This window comes from Variovorax sp. 10N412, assembly GCF_056394985.1.
Genome location: NZ_JBFTIO010000002.1, coordinates 504,387 through 525,578 on the forward strand (window position 1 = coordinate 504,387; position 21,192 = coordinate 525,578).

The following is a 21,192-nucleotide window of genomic DNA, read 5'->3' on the forward strand; positions in this document are numbered from 1 at the left end:
GTCGCGCCCGGCCACGGATTTCGCGCGCTTCGCGCAAAATCCTGCCCCATGCAGCTCAACTACATCGCCAACGCGGACGTTCCGTCCTCCTCCGGCCGCACCCTGCCGGTCATCGACCCTTCCGACGGTCAAACCTTCGACGAGATCCAGCGCAGCAACGCCGCCGACATCGACTCCGCCGTGCGCGCCGCGCGCGACTGCTTCGAGGGCGTGTGGCACAAGGTCAGCGCCGCCGACCGCGGCCGCCTGCTCTACAAGCTCTCGCAGAAGATCGCCGAGCACGTCGACGAACTGGCGCTCATCGAGCAACGCGACTGCGGCAAGCCCGTGAAGCAGGCCCGCGCCGACGCCGTGGCCCTGGTGCGCTACTTCGAGTTCTATGCCGGCGCCTGCGACAAGCTGCACGGCGAGACCATTCCCTACCAGGACGGCTACAGCGTGTTCACCTGGCGCGAGCCGCACGGCGTCACCGGCCACATCATTCCCTGGAACTACCCGATGCAGATCTTCGGGCGCAGCGTGGGCGGCGCGCTGGCCGCGGGCAACGTGTGCGTGGTGAAGCCGGCCGAAGACGCCTGCCTGTCGCTGATTCGCGTGGCGCAGCTGGCGGCCGAGGTCGGTTTTCCGGCCGGCGCGCTCAACATCGTGACGGGATACGGCCACGAGGTGGGCGACGCGCTCGCGCGGCACGAGGGCATCGACCACATCAGCTTCACCGGCAGCCCGAAGATCGGCACGCTGATCCAGCAGGTGGCGGCCGAACGGCACTGCCCGGTCACGCTCGAGCTCGGCGGCAAGAGCCCGCAGATCGTCTTTGCCGACGCCGACCTGGACGCGGTGATCCCGGTGGTCATCAACGCGATCGTGCAGAACGCGGGCCAGACCTGCTCGGCCGGCTCGCGCGTGCTGATCCAGCGCAACATCTACGAGCCGCTGCTCGAGCGCCTGGGACATGCCTTCGAGGCGCTGCGCGTCGGCCCCGCCGCGATGGACCTCGACGTGGGCCCGCTGATCCGCCAGACGCAGCAGCAGCGCGTGTGGGATTTCCTGAGTGATGCCCAACATGCCGGCATTCCGATGGTGGCGCAGGGCGTCGTGGTCGAGGAAGCGCCAGAAACGGGCTTCTACCAGGCCCCCACCCTGCTGCGCGACGTGCCCGTGGGCCATCGCCTGGCGCAGGAGGAGGTGTTCGGCCCGGTGCTGGCCGCCATGTCCTTCACCGACGAAGACGAGGCGGTGGCGCTTGCCAACGCCACGCAGTTCGGCCTGGTGGCCGGCGTGTGGACCGCCGACGGCTCGCGCCAGTTCCGCATGGCCAAGCGCGTGCGCAGCGGCCAGGTGTTCATCAACAACTACGGCGCGGGTGGCGGCGTGGAACTGCCCTTCGGCGGCGTGAAGTCATCGGGCTACGGCCGCGAGAAGGGCTTCGAGGCGCTGTACGGCTTCACCACGCTCAAGACCGTCGCAGTCAAGCACGGCTAGAACCTGGCGCTCCCCCAGGCTGCGCGCACTTCGTGTCGCTTCGCCAACCCCCTCGCCGGGGGCGACACCTGCGGCCCGGCAAAGCCGGTTCCGCGGTGTCCCACGAAGGCCCCCTACCCCAACGCGGTGTCCAGCAGCATCATCAGCACGAAGCCGATCATCAGCCCGCTGGTGGCGAAGGCTTCGTGCCCCTTGCGGTGCGACTCGGGAATGATCTCGTGGCTGATGACGAACAGCATCGCGCCCGCCGCAAAACCCAAGCCCCAGGGCAGCAGCATCGCCGAATGGCCGACCACCGCGGCGCCCAGCACCGCGCCCAGCGGCTCCACCAGGCCCGATGCCATGCCGATCAGCACCGCGAACACGCGGCTGTAGCCCGCGGCCAGCAGCGCCACCGCGACGACCAGGCCCTCGGGCACGTCCTGGATCGCAATGCCGGTCGCCAGCGCGTCGGCGCGCAGGCCGTTGTCGGCCGCATAGCCTACGCCGATCGCCAGGCCCTCGGGCACGTTGTGCAGCGCAATCGCGAACACGAAAAGCCAGGTGCGACGCAGCTGTTTCGCGCTCTGGCCTTCGCGGCCCTTGATGAAGTGCTCGTGCGGCAGCACGCGGTCCATCAGCATCAGCACCGCGCCGCCCAGCAGGATGGCCGAGCCGATCACCCCGCCCGCCGCCCAACTGCCGCCGCCGAACACGCCCACCTGCTTCGCGGCCTCCAGCCCCGGAATGATCAGCGAGAAGGCGCTGGCGGCCAGCATCACGCCGGCGCCGAAGCCGAACAGCGTGTCCTGCAAACGGTCGGGCAGCTTCTGCGAGAACAGCACCGGCAGCGTGCCCAGCGCCGTGGCCAGCGCGGCAATCGAGCCGCCGAGCAAGGCGTTCCACACCAGCGGGTCGGCGCGCACGAACTGCCAGAACTGCGACACCGCCACCAGCCCACCGGCCGCGACGATGGCCAGGCCGACCCATTCGCGCATCGGACGTGCCGGCTTCGGCTGTGCGCCGGCCACCGTGGCGTGCAGCGGTTCGTTCATGGGCCCGCTCCTCAGCCGGCGGTCGCGGCGGCGTGGCGCCGGGCCACCTCGGCCCAGTTCACCACGTTGTAGAAGGCCGCGATGTACTCGGGGCGGCGGTTCTGGTACTTGAGGTAATAGGCGTGCTCCCACACGTCCAGCCCCAGGATGGGCGTGTTGCCCGAGCCGATGCCCCGCATCAGCGGGCTGTCCTGGTTGCCGCTGCTTTCCACGGCGAGCCTGCCGCCAGCGCCCACCGACAGCCAGGCCCAGCCGCTGCCGAAGCGCGTGAGGGCGGCCTTGGTGAAGGCGTCCTTGAACGCGTCGAGGCCGCCCAGGTCGGTGTCGATGGCCTGGGCCAGCGCGCCCGTGGGGGCACTGCCGCCGCCCTGCCCGACCGGCGCCATCACCAACCAGAACAGGCTGTGGTTGGCGTGGCCGCCGCCGTTGTTGCGTACCGGTGCGCGCAGCGCCTCGGGCAGATCCTCGACACCGGCGATCAGCTGCTCGACCGGCGTGCCCGCGTGCGGCGTGTCTTTCAACGCCGCATTGAGGTTGTTCACATAGGTCTGGTGGTGCTTGCCATGGTGGATTTCCATGGTCTGCGCGTCGATGTGCGGTTCGAGCGCATCGAAAGCATAGGGCAAGGCTGGCAAGGTGTACGGCACGGGCTGGAGCTCCTGGGTTGGAAGAGCCCTTTGCGTTGTCGACTTGGTGCGTACTCAGGCAGCCAAATGATAGGAATTCTCATTGGCCGCGTCAAGACATCGAAACATGCGATGCCTCAAACAAGCCAACACCGCACACCCGGCGAGGGCATCGATACACTGCCACGCGTCCTCACCAAAGGCTTCGCACCGATGAAATTGCATCGCATCCTGTCCCTCGTACCCGCGTTCCTGTTGCTGCTGGGCACCGGCGTTGCCGGCGCCCAGCCCGCCAATCCACCCGCCGGCGAGTACATCTACGAAGGCGGCGCCGGCTCGCTGAACGTCAAGCCCAGCGGGCGCTTCGACCTCAACACCATTGGCCCGAACGCCCACCTGTGCGCACTCGACGGCACCATCGTGCGGGGCAAGTCGAAGATCGACGACACCGCGTGCGTGGTGAATTTCACCGTCAAGGGCCGCGTGGTCGAGGTCACCAGCAACGGCTCCGAGGACTGCCGCCAGAGCTGCGGGGCGCGCGCCTCGTTCGAAGGCACGTACACCATGCCGGCCCCCGCCTGCACCACCAAGGCCGTGGCCGCCACCCGCAAGACCTTCAAGCGCCAGTACGACGCCAAGGACTACGCCGCCGCCCGGACCACCCTCGCACCGGTGCTCGGCGACTGCGACAAGACGCTGGACTGGATCACCAAAGGCCGCGTGCGCAACGACCTGGCGATCACGCAGTTCCGGCTCGGCGACCGCGCGGGCTGCCTCAAGACGCTCGAACCGCTGGCCGAAGATGCCGCGCGCACCGACGAGGGCGTGAAGGAAAACTATCCACCGGCGGACGCCGAGGACATCCTGCCCGTCGTGCGAGCCACCCGCACCAACCTGAAGCTCTGCCGCGGATAGCCCGGTGCGGACACGCAACAGACGGCGCCCAAGACCGTCGTGCCGGTTTTGAATTCACCACAACAAGACGGAGACAAATCCATGAGATTCCTGAAACGCACCCTGTGCACCGCCGTGCTGGGCCTCGGCCTGGCCATTCCGCTGCTGGCCGCCGCGCAGGCGCTGCCCACCGCCACGCCCGAGCAGGTCGGCCTGTCGAGCGAGCGCCTGCAGATGCTCAGCGACGTGCTCAAGGCCGACGTGGCCGCCGGCAAGATCCCTGGCGCGGTGCTGCTGGTGGCGCGCCAGGGCAAGGTGGCCTGGTTCGAGCCGGTGGGCAAGCTCGACACGGCCACGGGCGCGCCGATGCCGCGCGACGGCATCTTCCGCATCTACTCGATGAGCAAGCCCATCACCACGGTCGCCGCGATGATGCTGGTGGAAGACGGCCGCCTGAAGCTGGACGACCCCGTCGCCACCTACCTGCCGGAGTTCGCCAGCATGACGGTGGGCGTCGAGAAGCCCGGCCCCGACGGCAAGCCGGTGCTCGACACCGTGCCCGCGCGCCGCCCGATCACCGTGCAGGACCTGATGCGCCACACCTCGGGCCTGACCTACGGCTTCTTCGGCCCGGGCCTGGTCAAGCAGGCCTACAACGCCGCCGGCCTGGGCGCCGGCGACCCGACGCTGGCCGAGTTTTCCCAGCGCCTGGCCAGGCTGCCGCTGGCCTACCAGCCCGGCACGACCTGGGAGTACAGCCAGTCGACCGACATCCTGGGGCGCGTGATCGAGGTGGTGTCGGGCCAGTCGCTCTACCAGTTCGAGAAAACCCGCCTGCTCGACCCGCTGGGCATGAAGGACACCAGCTACTACGTGCCGGAGGCGGCGCGCCAGCCGCGCATTGCCGAGCCGCTGCCCAGCGACCGCAGCTTCGGCGTGGGGGCCGACTTCAACGACCCGCGCATCGTGCGCAAGTACGAGTCGGGCGGCGGCGGGCTGGTGTCGACGGCGAACGACTACGCGCGCTTCCTGCAGATGCTGCTGAACGGCGGCTCGCTCGACGGCAAGCGCTACCTCGGTCCGCGCACCCTGGCGCTGATGACCTCCGACCATGCCAACGCGGGCGCCGGCATCGTGCCCGGTCCGCTGTACCTGCCGGGCCCGGGCTACGGCTTCGGCCTGGGTTTCGCGGTGCGCCGCAACGACGGCGAGGCGCCCTATCCGGCGGCCGGCGGCGAATACAACTGGGGCGGCGCGGGCGGCACCTACATGTGGGTCGACCCCAGGAACGAGATGTTCGTGGTGCTCATGCTGCAGTCGCCCAAGTACCGCACGCACTACCGGAGCCTTGCGCGCAACATGGTCTATGCGGCCGTGCTCAAGTAGCCTGCGCCGAGTGGGCTCATGGGCGATGGCGCAAAATCGCCCTCTCCCCTCGACGCCATGAAGAACAGCAGCAGCACCGTCATTCCCATTTCCGCCGTCGGCCACGCGCAACCCGCCGTGGCCGTGCCGGAGCTGACCGTGCCTGCCACCGGCCAGTTGCTCGACCGCCTGGGCCGGCCCCTGACCGACCTGCGCATCAGCGTGACCGACCGCTGCAACTTCCGCTGCAGCTACTGCATGCCCAAGGACGTGTTCGACAAGGACTACAAGTACCTGCCGCACAGCGCGCTGCTGAGCTTCGAGGAAATGACGCGGCTGGCCCGCCTGTTCGCCGGCCACGGCGTGCGCAAGATCCGCCTCACCGGCGGCGAGCCCCTGTTGCGCAAGAACATCGAAGGGCTGATCGAACAGCTCGCCGGCATCCGCACGCCGGGTGGCGAGCCGCTGGCGCTCACGCTCACCACCAACGGATCGCTGCTGCAGCGCAAGGCCGCCGCATTGCGGGCCGCGGGCCTGCAGCGCGTGACGGTGAGCCTCGACAGCCTGGACGACGCCGTGTTCCGCCACATGAACGACGTCGACTTTCCGGTGGCCGACGTGCTGGCCGGCATCGACGCGGCGCTGGCCGCGGGCCTGGGGCCCATCAAGGTCAACATGGTGGTCAAGCGCGGCACCAACGAGCAAGAGATATTGCCGATGGCGCGCTACTTTCGCCAGCACCACGGCGGCAAGGTGGTGCTGCGCTTCATCGAATACATGGACGTGGGCGCCACCAACGGCTGGCGCATGGACGAGGTGCTGCCCTCGGCCGACGTCATCGCGCGCATCCATGCCGAGTTCCCGCTGGTGCCGCTGGAGGCCTCCACGCCCGGCGAAACGGCCCAGCGCTGGGCCTACGCGGACGGCGGCGGCGAAATCGGGGTCATCAGCAGCGTGACACAGGCCTTCTGCCACGACTGCAGCCGCGCGCGCCTGTCGACCGAAGGCAAGCTGTACCTGTGCCTGTTCGCCAGCGCGGGCCACGACCTGCGACCGCTGCTGCGCGGCACCGCGAGCGACGACGACCTGTCTTCCGCCATCGGCCACATCTGGCAGGGCCGCGCCGACCGCTATTCCGAGTTGCGCGCCCTGCGCGGACCGGAGGACGAGCGCAGCGGCAGCGCGGGCGACAAGGCCCCGCGCCGCGTCGAGATGAGCTACATCGGCGGATGAGGCCGGCCGTGGCCATGCACGCGCAGCCCGCCATCGCGCCTGTTGACATCACGGGCTTGCTGCTGGCCGGTGGACGCGGCTCGCGCATGGGCGGCGTCGACAAGGGCCTGCAGCTCTTCCGAGGCGAGCCGCTGGCGCTGCATGCGATTCGCCGCTTGCGCCCGCAGGTCGGTGCGCTCATGGTCAATGCCAACCGCAACCGGGCCGCCTACGAAGCCTTCGGCGCACCGGTGTGGCCCGACAGCCTGGCCGACTACCCGGGGCCGCTCGCCGGCTTCCTGAGCGGCCTCGAACACTGCACCACGCCCTGGCTGCTGACCGTGCCCTGCGACACCCCGCTGTTTCCGCTCGACCTGGCAGCCCGGCTGGCTGAAGCAGCGGCGGCGGCCGCCGAAGATGCCGAGATCGCCATGGTTGCCGCCCCCGAAACCGCCGAGGGCGATACCGCCGCCGCGCTGCGCCCCCAACCCGTGTTCTGCCTGCTGCGCGCCGACCTGCACCACAGCCTGCGCCGCTACACCGAAGCCGGCGGCCGCAAGGTCCACGCCTGGACCGCGCAGCACCGCACGGTGCGCGTGCCCTTCGACCGCCCCGGCGATGCGCCCGAGGCCTTCTTCAACGTCAACACCCTGATCGAGCTGCACGCGCTCGAGAACCGATGAGCCGCATCGCAGACATCGCCGCCGCCCTGCCGGGCTACGACGCCGCCGACCTGAGCGTCGAAGCGGTGCATGCCTTTCTTGCGCGACTCACCGCGCCGTGCGTCGTTACCCAGCGCGAAAGCGTGGCGCTCTTCGATGCGCTGGGCCGCGTGCTGGCCGAGGACATCGTCTCGCCCATCAGTGTGCCGCCGCACGACAACTCCGCCATGGACGGCTATGCCTTCGACGGCGCCTTGCTGCGGGAAAACGCGCCCAGCGACGCCTCTGTCACCGTGCGCGTCGTGGGCACGGCGCTGGCCGGCGCGGCCTGGCGGGGCGCGCTGGGCGCGGGCGACGCGGTGCGCATCATGACCGGCGCGATGATGCCGGCCGGGCTCGACACCGTGATTCCGCAGGAGTTCTGCAACGTCGAGGGCGACCAGGTGCGCTTTCCGGCGCATGTGGTGCGCCGTGGCGACAACCGCCGCTTTGCCGGCGAAGACCTCATGCAGGGCCAACCCGCGCTGCGCCGGGGCGAGCGCCTGTCGCCGGCCGCGCTGGGCATGGTCGCGAGCCTGGGCCTGCCCGGCGTGAGCGCGCTGCGGCGGCTGCGGGTTGCGTACTTCTCGACGGGCGACGAAATCCTGAGCCTGGGCGAGGCGCCGCGCGAAGGCGCGGTGTACGACAGCAACCGCTACACGGTGTTCGGCCTGCTCGCGAAGCTGGGCTGCGAGGTGATCGACCTCGGCCTGGTGCGCGACGACCCGGCCACGCTGGCGGCCACGCTGAAGCGCGCGGCGCGCGAGGCCGATGCCATCGTCACCAGCGGCGGCGTCAGCGCGGGCGCTGCCGACCACACGCGCGACGTGATGCAGCAGCTGGGCGACATGGCCTTCTGGCGGGTGGCCATGCGCCCCGGCCGGCCGTTGGCCGTGGGGCTCATTCCACGGGACGGGCCCGACGCCTCGACGCAGCCGGCCTTGCTGTTCGGCCTGCCGGGCAATCCGGTGGCCGTGATGGTGACCTTCCTGGCCTTCGTGCGCCCGGCCCTGCTGCGCCTGATGGGCTGCCACGCAACCGCCTGCGCCCCGCCGCCCTTGCTGCGTGCCCGCAGCACGGGCCCCATCCGCAAGAAGCCCGGACGCACCGAGTACCAGCGCGGCTTTGTCACGTCGGTGAACGGGGCCTTGCCCCAGGTGACGGTGGCCGCCAACCAGGGCTCTGGCGTGCTGAGCTCGATGCTCGAGGCCAACGGGCTCGTGGTGCTGCACCACGCCCAGGGCAACGTCGCGCCGGGCGACGAGGTCGACGTGATGATGTTCGACGGGGCGATCTAGGCCGAAGCGTCGTTGTCGCGCGCCCGTTCCTCGAGCTTCGTGACCACCTGCTGCGCCAGGAAGCGCAGTTGCTCCAGGGCTTCGAGGCTGATCTCGCGCGGCTTGGTGTCGATCACGCACACCGTGCCCAGCGCTTCGCCATTGCTCGTCACCAGGGGCGCGCCTGCATAGAAGCGGATGCTCGGGTCGCCGGTGACCAGCGGGTTCGACTTGAAGCGCTGGTCCGCCAGGGCGTCGTTGACCACCATCACCTCGCCGGGCGTCTGGATCGCATGCGCGCAGAACGCATGCGCCCGGGGCGTTTCCGCCGCCTCCAGCCCCACCCGCGACTTGAACCACTGCCGCCGGTCGTCGACCAGCGAGATCAGCGCAATGGGCGTTCCGCACATCTGCGCGGCAAGGCGGGTGATTTCGTTGTAGGCGGCCTCTTCGCTCGTGTCGAGGATGGCCACGCGGCGCAGTTCAGCCAAACGTGAGGTTTCAGTCATCCCGCGATTATCAGGCCCCCGAAAGTACTCAAAACGCCAGGTACGTCTTCGAAATGCCGGCCCCCACGGTGTACTTCGGGTCGACGAAGTTGCCCAGCCGCACCTTGCCGCACTGGCTCAGCATCATGTAGGCGTCCCAGCGGTCGTAGCCGTATTCGGCCTCCATCCAGAGCACCAGCTCCTTGTAGGCGATGCGGGTCGCGTCTTCCAGCGGCCGGGCGCTGCCGATGGCCATGATCATCTCGGCGGTCTCCAGCCGCGGCCATTCGAGGCTCCAGCCCTTGACGAGGTCCACGCGGATGGTCGTGAGGCTCGGGTACTCCACCGCCGTGCCGCAGACCTCGCCGTCGCCCTGGCAGGCGTGCGCGTCGCCGATGAACAAGCGCGCGCCCGCGGTGCGCACCGGCAGGTAGGTGATGCTGCCCGGGCCCATGTCGGGCAGGTCCATGTTGCCGCCGTGCTGGTCGGGCGTGAGGCTGTTGATGGAGTCGATCTCGGGCGAACAGCTCAGCGTGCCGATGTGCGGCCTGTAGGGCAGCGTGACGCGCTTGCTCCAGTACACGCCCTCCTCGTCCACGTCGATCTTGCGGGTGATCTCGGGCAGCGGCTCGTTCAGCAGCGCGGTGAAGGCGGTGCCGCTCAGCGCGCCGAACGACGGGATCATGCAGCAGGTGCCGCGCGGGTTGGGCCCGCGCGGCGCCATCGACTCGATGTGCACGGCGAGGGTGTCGCCGGGCTCGGCCCCCTCGACCATGATCGGCCCGTTCTGCGGGTTCACGAAGGGCATGGTCAGCACCTTCGAGGGCAGGTCCTGCTCGGTCACTATCTTGCCGTCGAAGGCGTCGCGCGTCTCCACCACGATGCGGTCGCCGGGCTTCACCGTCATCACGGGGCTGGAATACGGGCCGATGGTGAAGTGGAAGGTGCCCTGCTTCGCCTCGGTGAGTTCATGCGTGACAATGCTGCGTTCGCGGCCGATGCCGCGCGTGTGCATGATCGATTGGTCGAGCCAGCTCATGGGGTTGTCCTTCAGATCATCAGGTGGTTGCGCACGGTCTGCGCGTTCATGTGGCCCGCTTCGATGCGGCCCACCACGCGGCCCTTCTCCATCACGTAGGCGCGTTCGCCGACGTCCAGGATCGTGTCGAGGTTCTGTTCCACGAACAGAATCGTCGTGCCCAGGTCGCGCCGGATGGCGCGCAGCACGTCGCAGATCAGTTGCACGATGGAAGGCTGGATGCCTTCGGACGGCTCGTCGAGCAGCATCAGCGCCGGGTTGCCCACCAGCGCGCGGCCGATGGCGAGCTGCTGCTGCTCGCCGCCCGACATGGTGCCGGCCAGCTGGTTGCGGCGCTCCGCGAGCTTGGGAAAGTACTGGTAGACCAGGTCGGGCAGCTTCTTGCCCTGGGGCCCGCCGACCAGCTCGCCCACCATCAGGTTCTCCGCCACCGTCATGCGCGCGAACACGTCGCGGCCTTGCGGCACGTAGCCGATGCCCAGGCGCGCGCGCGCATCGCTCGGCAGCGCCGATATTTCCTGCCCGCGCAGTTGCACGCTGCCGCCGCGCGTGCGCAGCAGGCCCATCAGGCAGCGCATGGTGGTGGTCTTGCCCACGCCGTTGCGCCCGATGAGGCTCACGATCTCGCCCTTGCGCACCCTGAGGTCCACGCCCTGCAGGATCGGCGTGGCGCCGTAGCTCGCATGCAGGCCCTTCACGTCCAGAACGACTTCAGTGCTCATGGGTCTTCCCCAGGTAGATCTCGGCCACGCGCGGGTCGGCGATGACTTCTGCGATGGAACCTTCGGCAAACACCTTGCCGAAATGCAGCACCGTCACGCGCTGCGCGATCTGGCGGATGAAGGCCATGTCGTGCTCCACCACCAGCACCGTCATGCCTTCGGCGTTGAGCTTCTGGATCAGCTCGCCGGTCTTGAAGGTTTCCTCGGGCGACAGGCCCGCGGTGGGCTCGTCCATCAGCAGCAGCACGGGCTTGAGCGCCAGCGCCATGCCGATCTCCAGCCACTGCTGCTGGCCGTGCGCCAGCTCGCCGGCCAGCTTCTTCGCGTCGGCGGCAAGGTCGAGCAGCGCCAGCAGCCGGTCTTCCTCGCGCGTGAGTTCCGCGCGGCCCGCCACGTGGTGCTGCAGCGCGATGTGGATGTTCTGCCGCACCGGCAGTTCCTTGAACACGCTGGGCGCCTGCATCTTGATGCTCATGCCCTGCTGCACGCGCTGGAACGGGCGCTGGCGCGTCACGTCCGCGCCCTGGAAGGCGATGTGGCCCGAGGTGGCCTCGTGCGTGCCCACGATCAGCTTGAACAGCGTGCTCTTGCCCGCGCCGTTGGGGCCAATGAGGCAGTGAATCTCGCCCTGCGTCACCGACAGGTCCACCTCGGACACGGCCGCATGCCCGCCGAAGTGCTTGGTCAGCGAGCGGGTTTGCAACAAGGGGGTCATGCGCGCACCTCCTGTGCGTCGGGCACGCTGTGCACCGAACGCTCTTTCACGGCGCTGCCGCCGCGCCTGGCGAACACGCGCCGCACCGCCTGCACCACGCCGATGACGAAGCCCTGCGGCGCCACCATCACCGTGCACAGCAGCATCGCGCCCATCAGCAGCAGCGCGGCCTGCTGGCTGTAGACCGTGATGGTCTGGAACGCCCACAGCACCAGGAACGAGCCGACCAGCGTGGCCGTGATGTCCCCGCGCCCCGAGAACGCCACCCACACGATCGGCATGGCCGCCGCCGGCAGCCCGATGCTCGCGGGCGTGATGAACTGGCCCCACGAGGTGTAGAGCACGCCGCTCAGGCCCGCCAGGGCCGAGCCGATGACGAAGGTCGCCAGCTGGTACTTGCGCACGTCGTAGCCCAGCAGCTCGGCGCGCTGCGGGTCTTCGCGCACCGCGACCACCACATGGCCGAAGCGTGAGTTCAGCAGCATGCGCAGCCCGATGTACACCACCACGATGAGCCCCACCACCAGGTAGTAGAGCGGCATGCCGTCGAAGTACAGCGTTTCGCCGCCCGGCAGCGGCAGGTTCAGCGGCGCCATGTCCTTCATGCCGTTGAAGCCGTTGAGCCGCGCGCTGCCGATGTGCCATTCAGGTCCCGCCGTCTGCCCCAGGAAGAAGGCCAGCACCAGCGTGGCCGACAGCGTGACGATGCCGAAGAACACGCCGCCCACGCGCCCCCAGATCATGAAATACCCCAGCACCGCCGCGGCCAGCGCCGCGAGCACCAAGGCACCCAGCAGCGCCAGGAAGGTGGTGCCCGCCTCGCCGCCCAGGTTGATGGCGAGCACGCCGTAGCCGTAGCCCGCGATGCCGAAGAACAGCGTCTGCCCGAAGGACAGCATGCCGCCGTAGCCCCACACCAGGCACAGGCCCATGGCCATGAAGACCCAGGTGAGCAGGTAGGCCATGTTGCCCACGTCGTAGGCGTCGGCGACCACCGGGTACAGCAGCACCGCGGCGAGCACCGCCAGGAAGGGAAGCCAGAAGACGCGCGTGGTGCCTAGCGTCTGCGGGCCGTTGATGAGTTGGAACATGAAAGATGACTCCGTCGGTTCAGCGTGGTTCAGCGCGGTTCATCGGGTTTTGCGTGCCAGCCAGCCCGACACCCCCTCGGGCAGGATGCGGATGACGACGATCACCGCGAGCAGCATGCCGATCTGCCCCACGATCTGTCCGCCCCAGCCGTTGAGCCCGGTGCGGATCACCGCCAGCAGGATGCCGGCCGGCGCGGTGCCCAGCAGCACGTTGGCACCGCCCACCACCACCGTGACGAAGCTCTCGACCAGGAAGGCCGCGCCCATCGTCGGGATCAGCGTCATGGTGGGCGCATACAGCGCGCCGCACAGGCCGGCCAGCGCCGCCCCGATGCCGAAGCTCAGCGCATACACCCGCCCCACGCGCACGCCGGTGGCCTGCGCAATGGACGCGTTCTGCATCGTGGCGCGCGCATGCACGCCGAAGCGGGTGCGCATGAAGATGAAGTAGATGCCGCCCAGCACCGCCACGGCCGCCGCGAACAGCACCATGCGGTACACCGAGAAGGTGTAGCCGCCCACCACGAAGCTGCCTTCGGGCGTGCCGATGCCCGTGACCGACGAGCCCACCGTCAGCAGCATGCCCTGCGTGACGATCAGGCTCAACCCCCAGGTGGCCAGCAGCGAATCGAGCGGGCGCTTGTAGAGCTTGCGCACCAGGCTCCACTCCAGCACCACGCCGATGAGCCCGGCGGCCAGCGTGCCGCACAGCTGCGCGAGCGGCAGCGCAAAGCCCGCATGCACCAGGCCCACCGTCACGTAGGCCCCGCACATGATGAACTCGCCGTGGGCCATGTTGATCACGCCCATCATCCCGAACACGATCGCCAGGCCGGCGGCCGACAGGATGAGGAACGCGAACACGTCCGCGAACTGGTAGAAGAACGAAAAGATTTCGGCGAACACCGCAAGGTCCTCGGGGCGCGGGCTTCAGGACTTCTTCGGCAGGTCCGAAGGCGTGTACTGCTTCTTGTCGTTGCTCTTCGTCAGGTCGCAACCGATCTTGCCGAGCCAGTAGGGCTGGATGGTCCCGTAGTCCTTCAGCACGTTGACCTTGTGCTTCTCGTCCACCGCGATCAGGCGCATCTGGTGCGAGGCGTGCTGGCTCTTGGGGTCGATGCAGACCTTGCCCTCGCCTGCCTCGATGCACGCGTCGCCCGCGGCGATCACCTTGCGCAGGTCGGCCAGCTTGGTCGACTTGGCCTTCTCCACCATCGTCTTGTACATGTACAGCGCGTTGTAGGCGTTGTAGCCCATGTCGTTGATGTACGGCTCGTTGGGGAACTTGGCGTGCCAGCGCTTCTTGAAATCGGTGGCGGCGGGCGAATCGATCTCCTCGAACCAGTTGGCCGTGGCGTGCATGCGGTTGAGCGCCGGCGGCGCGAAGCGCTTGTGCTCGAAGCCCAGCATCACCTTCACCGACGAGCCCATCGGCAGGTTCAGCTTGGCGGCGGCGGCCTGCTCGAAGAACGAATCTTGCGCGGCGCCCACGTTGAGCATCAACAGCCAGTCGGGCTTGGCCTTCTGGATGTTCTGGATGGTCTGCGCGAACTGCGACACGCCCAGCGGAATGAACTCTTCGCCCACCACGGTGCCGCCGATGTCCTTCAATATCGAGCGGTTCCACTCGGCGCTGATCTGGCCGAAGTTGTAGTCGGCCGCCACCACGTAGACCTTCTTGCCGAACTTCTCGACCATGTAGGGAATGAGCGTGGAGAACTGCTGCTCGGGCACCGCGCCCATGCTGATCATGTTGGCGTCGCACACGCCGCCTTCGTACTGGTTGGTATAGAAGTACGGCGTCTGCGTGCGGTCGACGATGGGGCGCACGGCCTCGCGCGAGGCCGAGGTGATGCCGCCGATGAGCACGTCGACCTTGTCCTTGCTCAGCAGGCGCCGCGTGAACTCCTGGTAGCGCGCGTTGTCGCCCTGCGGGTCGAGGTGAATCAGCTCCACCTGCCGGCCCATGATGCCGCCGGCCTTGTTGATTTCTTCCACCGCCAGCAGCGAACCGTTGAGCTTGGGCTTGCCCATGAAGGCGAGGTCGCCCGAGACGTCTTCCATCAGCCCGACCTTCAGCGGGTCCGCGGCCCATGCGGAGGTGGCCAGGGCCAGCGTGCAACCCAGGGAGACAAGCGCGTGACGTAGTTTCATGGTGATGTGCTTTCGAGGGATGTGAAGAAAGGAGGAAAGAGATTCAGAGCGCCGGGTGCTTGCGGTGCCAGTCGGTCGCTTGCTGGAAGGCCGCGCCCGCGCGCACCAGCAGCGCCTCGTCGAAGTGGCGCGCCACGAACTGGAAGGCCACCGGCATGCCCGCGGGCGTGAAGCCGCCGGGCAGCGTGATCGTGGGGCTGCCGGTCATGTCGAAGGGGCAGGTGTAGCGCAGCATCGCGGCCATCAGATCGGCGTCCACGCCCATCTGCGACATGCGCTCCATCGTCGGCGACGCGATGCCCGTGGCCGGGATCAGCAGCAGGTCGATGTCCTGGAAGAGCGCCCTCACCTTGCCGCTGAAGTCGTGGCGGCGCAGCACGATCTTCTGGTAGTCGACACCGCGCTGCGCCAGGCCCAGCTCGACCAGGCCGGCCACCGCCGGGCCGTACATGTCCTTGCGCGAGGGGTAGGTCTGTTCGTGCACCACTGCGGCTTCCATGCCGCACAGCGGGAACCAGTCTTCGATGGCCTGCGTGGGGTCGGGGAAGCTCACTTCGCGCACCTCGCCCCCCAGCGTCTTCACGGCCGCGATGGCGGCGTCGAGCACCGCGCGCGTCGGCGCATCGACGCCATCGGTGGTCCAGCGCGTGTCGATGCCCACGCGCAGGCCGGCCAGGCCCTTGGCCATGTCCGCGAGGTAGTCGGGCACGGGCAGCAGGCTGGCCGTGGGGTCCTTCGCGTCGGCGCCGGCGATGGCGCCGAGCATGGCGCCCGCGTCGGCCGCGCTGCGGGTCATCGGGCCGATGTGGTCCAGCGTGGCCGCCAGCTCGAAGGCGCCGTAGCGGCTCACGCGGCCCCAGGTCGGCTTCAGGCCCGTGAGGCCGTTGGCGGCCGAGGGAAAACGGATGGAGCCGCCCGTGTCGGTGCCCAGCGAGCCGTAGCACAGGCCCGCCGCCGTGGCCACGCCCGAGCCGCTGGACGACACGCCCGGCCAGTGCGCCGCGTTCCACGGATTGACCGGCGGCGACACCGACGGATGGTGGTCGGCGTACGCGCTCTCGGTGAGCTGCAGCTTGCCGAGGATGACCGCACCGGCTTCGCGCAGCTTGCGCACCACGGTGCCGTCTTCGGTGGGCACGAAGTCCTTGTACAGCGTCATGCCGGCGGCGGTGGGCACGCCTTGCGTCCAGCACAGGTCCTTCACGCCGACCGGCACGCCCTGAAGAGGACCGCGCAGCTGCCCCTTGGCGATCTCGGCATCGGCGCGCTCGGCTTCGGCCAGCGCCGAGTCGGTCATCACGCGCACATAGCTCTTCAGGGCGCCGTCGACCTGGTCGATGCGCGCGAACTGCGCCTTCGTCACCTCCACCGAAGACAGTTCCCGGGACTGGATGAGGCGGCCGACTTCAAGAAGCTCGAGGTAATGCAGATCGTTGCTCGACATGGCGGGAGGACTCCGGTCGTGGTTGAAGAAGAAGGGCTCTGGAAGTGCGTCCAGAGCAGGTACCGAAGTTATCGGCCGGCGGCTGCGAGCGCTTTGCTCACAGCGCCATTGCGATGTGCTGGTTCGGCCAGCCTGTGCCTCAGCACAAGACACGCACGCGCCGATCGAAGGCGCTGGCAAGCCGGAAGGCATGGCCGGCGCGCAGCGGCGCGGCTCGGCGCAGGGCCGGCCGATGATCTTTGGGAGGGTGCCGGCTCAGTGCCGGCGCAGGAGCGTCTGCGGCGTCACGCCGTAGGCCTTCTTGAAGACCCGGCAGAAGTGCGACATGTCGCTGAAGCCGTACTGGAACGCCGCCTGCGTGACCTGCCGCACGCGCCCGTCCGTCAGCGCACGGTGGCTGGCTTCGAGCCGCTGCTTCCACAGCCACTGCGCCGGTGTGGTGCCCTGCTCGGCGAACACCCGCGCCAGCGTGCGGGCCGAGACGTTCTGTGCGCGGGCGATCTGTGCCACGTCGAGCTCGCAGTCGTCGAGATGAGCCACGATGTAGTCGCGCGTTCTCTGCAGCAGTGCGCCGTGCGCCGTGCGTGCCGAGTCCGTGCCTTCGGCCTGCACTTGCAGCGCGGCCGAGAGCATGTCCAGCAGCGAGCTCGCCAGGCTGGCCTGCATGCCGTCGCGCCCTGAGATGTCGAGCACCGCCGCCTCGCGGATCATGGTGCCCAACAGCTTCGCGATGGGGTGGCCCTCGGCCAGGTGCATGGCCGTGAGGTTGTGCGCCTCGGGCACGCGGCACAGCAACTGCATGCGCGGAATGCGCACCAGCAGCGCCGATTCGGGCGCGAGGTCGAAGCTGAAGGGGCGCGCGGCGTCGTACAGCACGATGTCGCCGTTGCGCTGCATCACGCTGCGGCCCGACTGCGACAGCACGCCATGGCCCGACACCATCAGGCTGAGCATGAAGTCCTCGTTGGGCCCGCTGCGCAGGTGCCGGGCATCGCGCTCCCAGAGGCACCGCGGGGAACACATCTCGGCCAGCGTGAGGTTGCCCAGCGAGCGCACCGAAAAGCGCGCATTGAAATGCGCGCGGTCGGGCACCAGGCTCTTGGCGGGAATGAAGTGCCTGCAGACCACGTCGCTCCAGTAGTCGAAGCGCTGGCCGGGGTCGACCGCGTCGGTGGTGTAGTCGAGGTTCATGCTGCGAACGAGTGAGTGACCGTGGGACGGGAACCGCCCGGTGGCGCCGCAGCGCACTCTAGCAACATCCATGCCCCTTGCGCAGGGGCCCGACCCGGGTCAGCCGCGCATCAAAGGCGGCCGAGTGCCTTGTCCACGCCCTTGTTGGCCAGCATGTCGGCGCGCTCGTTGCCCGGGTCGCCGGAGTGGCCCTTTACCCAGCGCCATTCGATCTGGTGGCCGCCCTCTGCCACCAGCTTGTCGAGCCGCTGCCAGAGCTCGACGTTCTTCACCGGCTGCTTGCTCGCGGTCATCCAGCCCTTGGCCTTCCAGCCGCGGATCCACTCGGTGATGCCCTTGCGCACGTACTGGCTGTCGAGGTAAAGCAGCACCTTGCAGGGCCGCTTGAGCGCGGCCAGGCCTTCGATGACGGCGGTCAGCTCCATGCGGTTGTTGGTGGTGTCGAGTTCACCGCCGAACAGGTCTTTCTCGGTGGCACCGGACTTGAGCCACGCGCCCCAGCCTCCGGGGCCGGGGTTGCCCTTGCATGCACCGTCTGTGTAGATCACGACTTCGTTCAAACCGACTGTCCTTGTGTATTCGTTGGCGTCATTGTCTTGTCAATTGCCGGGTTCGCCGGTCTTGTTGCGGTGCACCTTGCCCGTAATGGGCACGGGCGCCGTCGTCCGGGCGGCGGCACGGCGCCAGTCGGCGCTGAGCAGGCGCATGCCGCGCACGCGCTTCACCGCCACCAGGAAGTAGGCCGCGCCGAATATGGGCCACCAGCGCTCGCCGGCGGCGTCCATCCAGCGCGCGCGCTCCAGCCAGGCCTCGCTGCGCACGGCCGGCCGGTAGATGCCGAAGCGGCCCGACTCGACCTCGAAGCTCAGCAGCCGCAGCCAGTCGCGCATGCGCCAGTAGCCGATGAACTCCCCGCCCTCGGGCAGGTAGAGATCGCCCACGCCCAGCTTGCGGTAGAGGTGCGCCCGGCGCTGCCGCATGCCCCACAGGCTGGCCGGGTTGAGCCCGCAGATCACCACCCGGCCCTCGGGCACCAGCACCCGCTCGACCTCGCGCAGGGTGGCGTGCGGGTCGGGGCTGAGCTCCAGCGCGTGCGGCAGCACCACCAGGTCGAGGCTGTTCGCCGCGAACGGGAGTGCCGCAAAGTCGGTCAGCAGCGTCCCCCTGGCGCCGCGCGCCGGGTCGTCCAGCGCCAGCCAGCGGTGCGGCATGCGGTTGGTGCGCAGGGCGTCGACCTCGGCGGCGCCCAGCTGCAGCGCGTGATAGCCGAACACGTCGGCCACCGCCTGGTCGAACTGGGCCTGCTCCCAAGCCAGAAGGTAGCGCCCCGGGGGGGTCGCGAACCACTCGTGCAAACCTATAATTTGACCGCTCATGACCCTTGTTCCGCTGCCCGCCTTCGCCGACAACTACATCTGGATGCTGCACGACGGGTCCCACGCCATCGTGGTGGATCCGGGCGATGCCCAACCGGTGTTCGACGCGCTCGCGCGCCACAAGCTGCAGCTCGCCGCGATTCTAGTCACGCACCACCACGCCGATCACACGGGCGGCGTGGCCGCGCTGCATGCGGCCACCGGCGCGCCGGTGTGGGGACCCGCGACCGAGCGCATTCCCGAGCCCTTCACGCCGATGGCGCAGGGCGACGTGGCCGAGGTGCTGGGGCTGCAGTTCCAGGTGATCGACGTGCCGGGCCACACCGCCGGGCACATCGCCTACTTCCTGCCATCGGCGCCTTCCCAGGCGCCGTTGCTCTTCTGCGGCGACACGCTGTTCTCCGGCGGCTGCGGACGACTGTTCGAGGGCACGCCCGCGCAGATGCTGCATTCGCTCGACGCGCTGGCGGCGCTGCCCGGCGATACCCGTGTCTGCTGCGCCCACGAATACACACTTTCTAACCTGCGTTTCGCGCTGGCCGTGGAACCGGGCAACGCCGAACTGAGTCTCTACTACGCGCACTGCGAAAGCCTGCGCGCGCAGGGGCAGCCCACGCTGCCCTCGCAACTGGCCACCGAACGCCAGATCAACCCTTTTCTTCGCAGCCGCGAAGCCACTGTCCTTCGAGCGGTGCGTGCCCACGCCGAGCTGGCTGCCGATGCAGCCGAAGCCGACGTGTTCGCCGCACTGCGCCAATGGAAAAACGACTTCCGATGAAATTTTTCGCTGCCACCTGCCTTGCAGGTTCACTGGTGCTCGCGGGCTGCGCGGGCCCGAACAACAGCTCCGCACCCTCCTCTTCTTCACCCCAGGCCGGCGGCACCGGCAGTGCGGCCCCGGTCTATCCGCGCAGCGCCCTCTCCCCGCTTGCCGATGGCAGGGCGCAGTCGCAAAGCGTCGTCACGCTCGCCCCGCCGGTGGACATGTGGGACCGCATCCGCCGCGGCTTCAAGATGCCCAACCTCGAAAGCGACCTGGTTCGCGACCGCGAGCAGTGGTACGCCAGCCGGCCCGACTACATCCAGCGCATGACCGCGCGCTCGGACAAGTACATCTTCCACATCGTCGAGGAACTCGAGCGCCGCAACATGCCGACCGAGCTCGCGCTGCTGCCCTACATCGAGAGCGCGTTCAACCCGCAGGCCGTCTCCAGCGCTCGCGCGGCGGGCATGTGGCAGTTCATGCCGGCCACCGGCAACGACTTCGACCTGAAGCAGAACATCTTTCGCGACGACCGCCGCGACGTGCTGGCCTCCACCCGCGCCGCGCTCGACTACCTGCAAAAGCTCTATGGCATGTTCGGCGACTGGCAGCTCGCCCTGGCCGCCTACAACTGGGGTGAAGGCAGTGTGAGCCGCGCCATCGCCAAGAACCAGCGGCTGGGCCTGCCGACCACCTACAGCGACCTGACGATGCCGGCCGAAACGCGCCTGTACGTGCCCAAGCTGCAGGCCGTGAAGAACATCGTGGCGAACCCGCAGGCCTTCAACACCGAGCTGCCGGTGATCGCCAACCACCCGTACTTCCAGACCGTCACGCTCACGCGCGACCTCGACGTGGAGCTCGCCGCCAAGCTGGCCGACGTGCGGCTGGAAGACTTCCGCGCCCTGAACCCGGCCGCGCACAAGCCCGTGCTCATCGCCTCTGGCACGCCGCAGATCCTGCTGCCCTGGGACAACGCGGCCGTGTTCCAGCGCAACTTCGACGCCTACTCGCAAGGCCAGTACGCCAGCTGGACCGCCTGGGTCGTGCCCACCACCATGACGGTGGCCGACGCGGCCCAGCGCTCGGGCATGAGCGAAAGCGACCTGCGCGCCATGAACAACGTGCCGCCGCGCATGCTCATCAAGGCCGGCTCGACGCTGATCGTGCCGCGCGGCGCGCGCGTGAAGGAAGACGTGGCGGCGGTCGTGGCCGACGGTGGTCACCTGAGCTTCCAGCCCGAAATCGTCACCCGCCGCACCACCGTGAAGGCCGGCCGCGCCGACAACGTGGCCAGCATCGCGCGGCGCTACAACCTCAAGCCCGCCAACGTGGCCGAGTGGAACGACGTGCAGCAGAACCACGCGTTCAAGCGGGGCTACAGCGTGGTGGTGTACCTGCCCATCCGCGCGAGCGTCGCGGCCCGCGTCGGCACCGGCATCCGGCCCGTCGCCCACACGCCCACGGTCACGACCTCGCGGCGCGGCGCGGCGGCGCCCTCCAAGGCGGCGGCGCCCAGGGGCTCCAACATCGTCAAGGTGCCTGCCAGCAGCAAGCAGCCAGTCGTGCGCGAGAAGCGCGGCGGCACGCCGGCGAAGAAGCAGCGCTGAACCCCGCG

The 21,192-nt window shown here is 68.8% G+C and carries 21 protein-coding genes; 8 read left to right on the forward strand and 13 right to left on the reverse strand.

Going from position 1 to position 21,192, the window contains the following annotated elements:
* Positions 1 to 48 precede the first annotated feature (48 nt).
* Complete coding sequence (locus tag AC1DJH_RS07900; RefSeq protein WP_478185313.1) at positions 49 to 1,482, forward strand: aldehyde dehydrogenase family protein; 1,434 nt, start codon at positions 49 to 51, stop codon at positions 1,480 to 1,482.
* Positions 1,483 to 1,595: 113 nt separating this feature from the next.
* Here AC1DJH_RS07900 and AC1DJH_RS07905 read toward each other — a convergent pair whose 3' ends face one another.
* Complete coding sequence (locus AC1DJH_RS07905; protein ID WP_478185314.1) at positions 1,596 to 2,516, reverse strand: ZIP family metal transporter; 921 nt, start codon at positions 2,514 to 2,516, stop codon at positions 1,596 to 1,598.
* Positions 2,517 to 2,527: 11 nt separating this feature from the next.
* Positions 2,528 to 3,163 (reverse strand): superoxide dismutase, encoded by a 636-nt coding sequence (locus AC1DJH_RS07910; RefSeq protein ID WP_478185315.1) that lies wholly within the window; start codon positions 3,161 to 3,163, stop codon positions 2,528 to 2,530.
* Positions 3,164 to 3,355: 192 nt separating this feature from the next.
* Here AC1DJH_RS07910 and AC1DJH_RS07915 point away from each other — a divergent pair, with 192 nt between their 5' ends.
* From AC1DJH_RS07915 to moeA, 5 genes are all read left to right on the forward strand, one after another.
* A complete protein-coding gene (locus tag AC1DJH_RS07915) occupies positions 3,356 to 4,057 on the forward strand; it encodes a hypothetical protein (RefSeq protein ID WP_478185316.1) in 702 nt (233 codons plus the stop codon).
* An 81-nt stretch (positions 4,058 to 4,138) separates the two neighbouring features.
* Positions 4,139 to 5,422 (forward strand): serine hydrolase domain-containing protein, encoded by a 1,284-nt coding sequence (locus AC1DJH_RS07920; protein WP_478185317.1) that lies wholly within the window; start codon positions 4,139 to 4,141, stop codon positions 5,420 to 5,422.
* Between the two features lie 57 nt (positions 5,423 to 5,479).
* Entirely contained in the window at positions 5,480 to 6,634 is a 1,155-nt protein-coding gene (gene moaA / locus AC1DJH_RS07925) for a GTP 3',8-cyclase MoaA (protein ID WP_478185318.1), read from the forward strand.
* Positions 6,631 to 7,296, forward strand: a complete 666-nt coding sequence (mobA, locus tag AC1DJH_RS07930; RefSeq protein ID WP_478185319.1) for a molybdenum cofactor guanylyltransferase MobA — start codon at positions 6,631 to 6,633, stop codon at positions 7,294 to 7,296. The genes moaA and mobA overlap by 4 nt, the downstream gene beginning before the upstream one ends.
* Positions 7,293 to 8,612, forward strand: a complete 1,320-nt coding sequence (gene moeA, locus AC1DJH_RS07935) for a molybdopterin molybdotransferase MoeA (RefSeq protein ID WP_478185320.1) — start codon at positions 7,293 to 7,295, stop codon at positions 8,610 to 8,612. Before mobA ends, moeA begins: the two co-directional genes overlap by 4 nt.
* On the opposite strand, the gene AC1DJH_RS07940 is transcribed toward moeA, so the two are convergent.
* From AC1DJH_RS07940 to AC1DJH_RS07990, 11 genes are all read right to left on the reverse strand, one after another.
* A complete protein-coding gene (locus AC1DJH_RS07940; protein ID WP_472114967.1) occupies positions 8,609 to 9,100 on the reverse strand; it encodes a GAF domain-containing protein in 492 nt (163 codons plus the stop codon). The genes moeA and AC1DJH_RS07940 overlap by 4 nt on opposite strands.
* A gap of 28 nt (positions 9,101 to 9,128) precedes the next feature.
* Complete coding sequence (locus AC1DJH_RS07945) at positions 9,129 to 10,118, reverse strand: acetamidase/formamidase family protein (RefSeq protein ID WP_478185321.1); 990 nt, start codon at positions 10,116 to 10,118, stop codon at positions 9,129 to 9,131.
* Positions 10,119 to 10,129: 11 nt separating this feature from the next.
* The gene (locus tag AC1DJH_RS07950) at positions 10,130 to 10,840 is read right to left on the reverse strand and encodes an ABC transporter ATP-binding protein (RefSeq protein WP_435483928.1); all 711 of its coding nucleotides are present in this window, start codon (positions 10,838 to 10,840) and stop codon (positions 10,130 to 10,132) included.
* Complete coding sequence (locus tag AC1DJH_RS07955) at positions 10,830 to 11,555, reverse strand: ABC transporter ATP-binding protein (protein ID WP_478185322.1); 726 nt, start codon at positions 11,553 to 11,555, stop codon at positions 10,830 to 10,832. The genes AC1DJH_RS07950 and AC1DJH_RS07955 overlap by 11 nt, the downstream gene beginning before the upstream one ends.
* A complete protein-coding gene (locus AC1DJH_RS07960) occupies positions 11,552 to 12,646 on the reverse strand; it encodes a branched-chain amino acid ABC transporter permease (RefSeq protein WP_472114955.1) in 1,095 nt (364 codons plus the stop codon). Before AC1DJH_RS07960 ends, AC1DJH_RS07955 begins: the two co-directional genes overlap by 4 nt.
* A gap of 39 nt (positions 12,647 to 12,685) precedes the next feature.
* Complete coding sequence (locus tag AC1DJH_RS07965) at positions 12,686 to 13,552, reverse strand: ABC transporter permease subunit (RefSeq protein WP_472114952.1); 867 nt, start codon at positions 13,550 to 13,552, stop codon at positions 12,686 to 12,688.
* Positions 13,553 to 13,576: 24 nt separating this feature from the next.
* Entirely contained in the window at positions 13,577 to 14,800 is a 1,224-nt protein-coding gene (locus AC1DJH_RS07970; protein ID WP_478185323.1) for an urea ABC transporter substrate-binding protein, read from the reverse strand.
* A 43-nt stretch (positions 14,801 to 14,843) separates the two neighbouring features.
* Positions 14,844 to 16,244 (reverse strand): amidase, encoded by a 1,401-nt coding sequence (locus AC1DJH_RS07975; RefSeq protein ID WP_478185324.1) that lies wholly within the window; start codon positions 16,242 to 16,244, stop codon positions 14,844 to 14,846.
* A 255-nt stretch (positions 16,245 to 16,499) separates the two neighbouring features.
* On the reverse strand, positions 16,500 to 17,435 hold the full coding sequence (locus AC1DJH_RS07980) for a helix-turn-helix domain-containing protein (protein ID WP_478185325.1): 936 nt from the start codon (positions 17,433 to 17,435) through the stop codon (positions 16,500 to 16,502).
* 110 nt (positions 17,436 to 17,545) lie between these two features.
* Entirely contained in the window at positions 17,546 to 17,995 is a 450-nt protein-coding gene (gene rnhA / locus AC1DJH_RS07985) for a ribonuclease HI (protein WP_435446254.1), read from the reverse strand.
* Positions 17,996 to 18,034: 39 nt separating this feature from the next.
* Complete coding sequence (locus tag AC1DJH_RS07990) at positions 18,035 to 18,811, reverse strand: class I SAM-dependent methyltransferase (protein ID WP_478185326.1); 777 nt, start codon at positions 18,809 to 18,811, stop codon at positions 18,035 to 18,037.
* Between AC1DJH_RS07990 and gloB the strand changes: the two genes are divergently transcribed.
* Both gloB and AC1DJH_RS08000 read left to right on the forward strand, forming a co-directional pair.
* Positions 18,810 to 19,589 carry a hydroxyacylglutathione hydrolase gene (gene gloB / locus AC1DJH_RS07995; protein WP_478185327.1) on the forward strand — a complete coding sequence of 260 codons (780 nt, stop codon included), beginning with the start codon at positions 18,810 to 18,812 and terminating at the stop codon, positions 19,587 to 19,589. The genes AC1DJH_RS07990 and gloB overlap by 2 nt on opposite strands.
* Entirely contained in the window at positions 19,586 to 21,184 is a 1,599-nt protein-coding gene (locus AC1DJH_RS08000) for a transglycosylase SLT domain-containing protein (RefSeq protein ID WP_478185328.1), read from the forward strand. The genes gloB and AC1DJH_RS08000 overlap by 4 nt, the downstream gene beginning before the upstream one ends.
* The last annotated feature ends 8 nt before the right edge of the window (positions 21,185 to 21,192 follow it).

Coding starts and splice junctions, on each gene's coding strand:
- moaA (WP_478185318.1), top strand. CDS start 5,480: ATGAAGAACAGCAGCAGCACCGTCATTCCCATTTCCGCCGTCGGCCAC.
- gloB (WP_478185327.1), top strand. CDS start 18,810: ATGACCCTTGTTCCGCTGCCCGCCTTCGCCGACAACTACATCTGGATG.
- AC1DJH_RS07975 (WP_478185324.1), bottom strand. CDS start 16,244: ATGTCGAGCAACGATCTGCATTACCTCGAGCTTCTTGAAGTCGGCCGC.
- AC1DJH_RS07945 (WP_478185321.1), bottom strand. CDS start 10,118: ATGAGCTGGCTCGACCAATCGATCATGCACACGCGCGGCATCGGCCGC.
- AC1DJH_RS07905 (WP_478185314.1), bottom strand. CDS start 2,516: ATGAACGAACCGCTGCACGCCACGGTGGCCGGCGCACAGCCGAAGCCG.
- AC1DJH_RS07955 (WP_478185322.1), bottom strand. CDS start 11,555: ATGACCCCCTTGTTGCAAACCCGCTCGCTGACCAAGCACTTCGGCGGG.
- AC1DJH_RS07980 (WP_478185325.1), bottom strand. CDS start 17,435: ATGAACCTCGACTACACCACCGACGCGGTCGACCCCGGCCAGCGCTTC.
- AC1DJH_RS07915 (WP_478185316.1), top strand. CDS start 3,356: ATGAAATTGCATCGCATCCTGTCCCTCGTACCCGCGTTCCTGTTGCTG.
- mobA (WP_478185319.1), top strand. CDS start 6,631: ATGAGGCCGGCCGTGGCCATGCACGCGCAGCCCGCCATCGCGCCTGTT.
- moeA (WP_478185320.1), top strand. CDS start 7,293: ATGAGCCGCATCGCAGACATCGCCGCCGCCCTGCCGGGCTACGACGCC.
- AC1DJH_RS07900 (WP_478185313.1), top strand. CDS start 49: ATGCAGCTCAACTACATCGCCAACGCGGACGTTCCGTCCTCCTCCGGC.
- AC1DJH_RS07990 (WP_478185326.1), bottom strand. CDS start 18,811: ATGAGCGGTCAAATTATAGGTTTGCACGAGTGGTTCGCGACCCCCCCG.
- AC1DJH_RS07940 (WP_472114967.1), bottom strand. CDS start 9,100: ATGACTGAAACCTCACGTTTGGCTGAACTGCGCCGCGTGGCCATCCTC.
- AC1DJH_RS08000 (WP_478185328.1), top strand. CDS start 19,586: ATGAAATTTTTCGCTGCCACCTGCCTTGCAGGTTCACTGGTGCTCGCG.
- AC1DJH_RS07950 (WP_435483928.1), bottom strand. CDS start 10,840: ATGAGCACTGAAGTCGTTCTGGACGTGAAGGGCCTGCATGCGAGCTAC.
- AC1DJH_RS07920 (WP_478185317.1), top strand. CDS start 4,139: ATGAGATTCCTGAAACGCACCCTGTGCACCGCCGTGCTGGGCCTCGGC.
- AC1DJH_RS07970 (WP_478185323.1), bottom strand. CDS start 14,800: ATGAAACTACGTCACGCGCTTGTCTCCCTGGGTTGCACGCTGGCCCTG.
- AC1DJH_RS07960 (WP_472114955.1), bottom strand. CDS start 12,646: ATGTTCCAACTCATCAACGGCCCGCAGACGCTAGGCACCACGCGCGTC.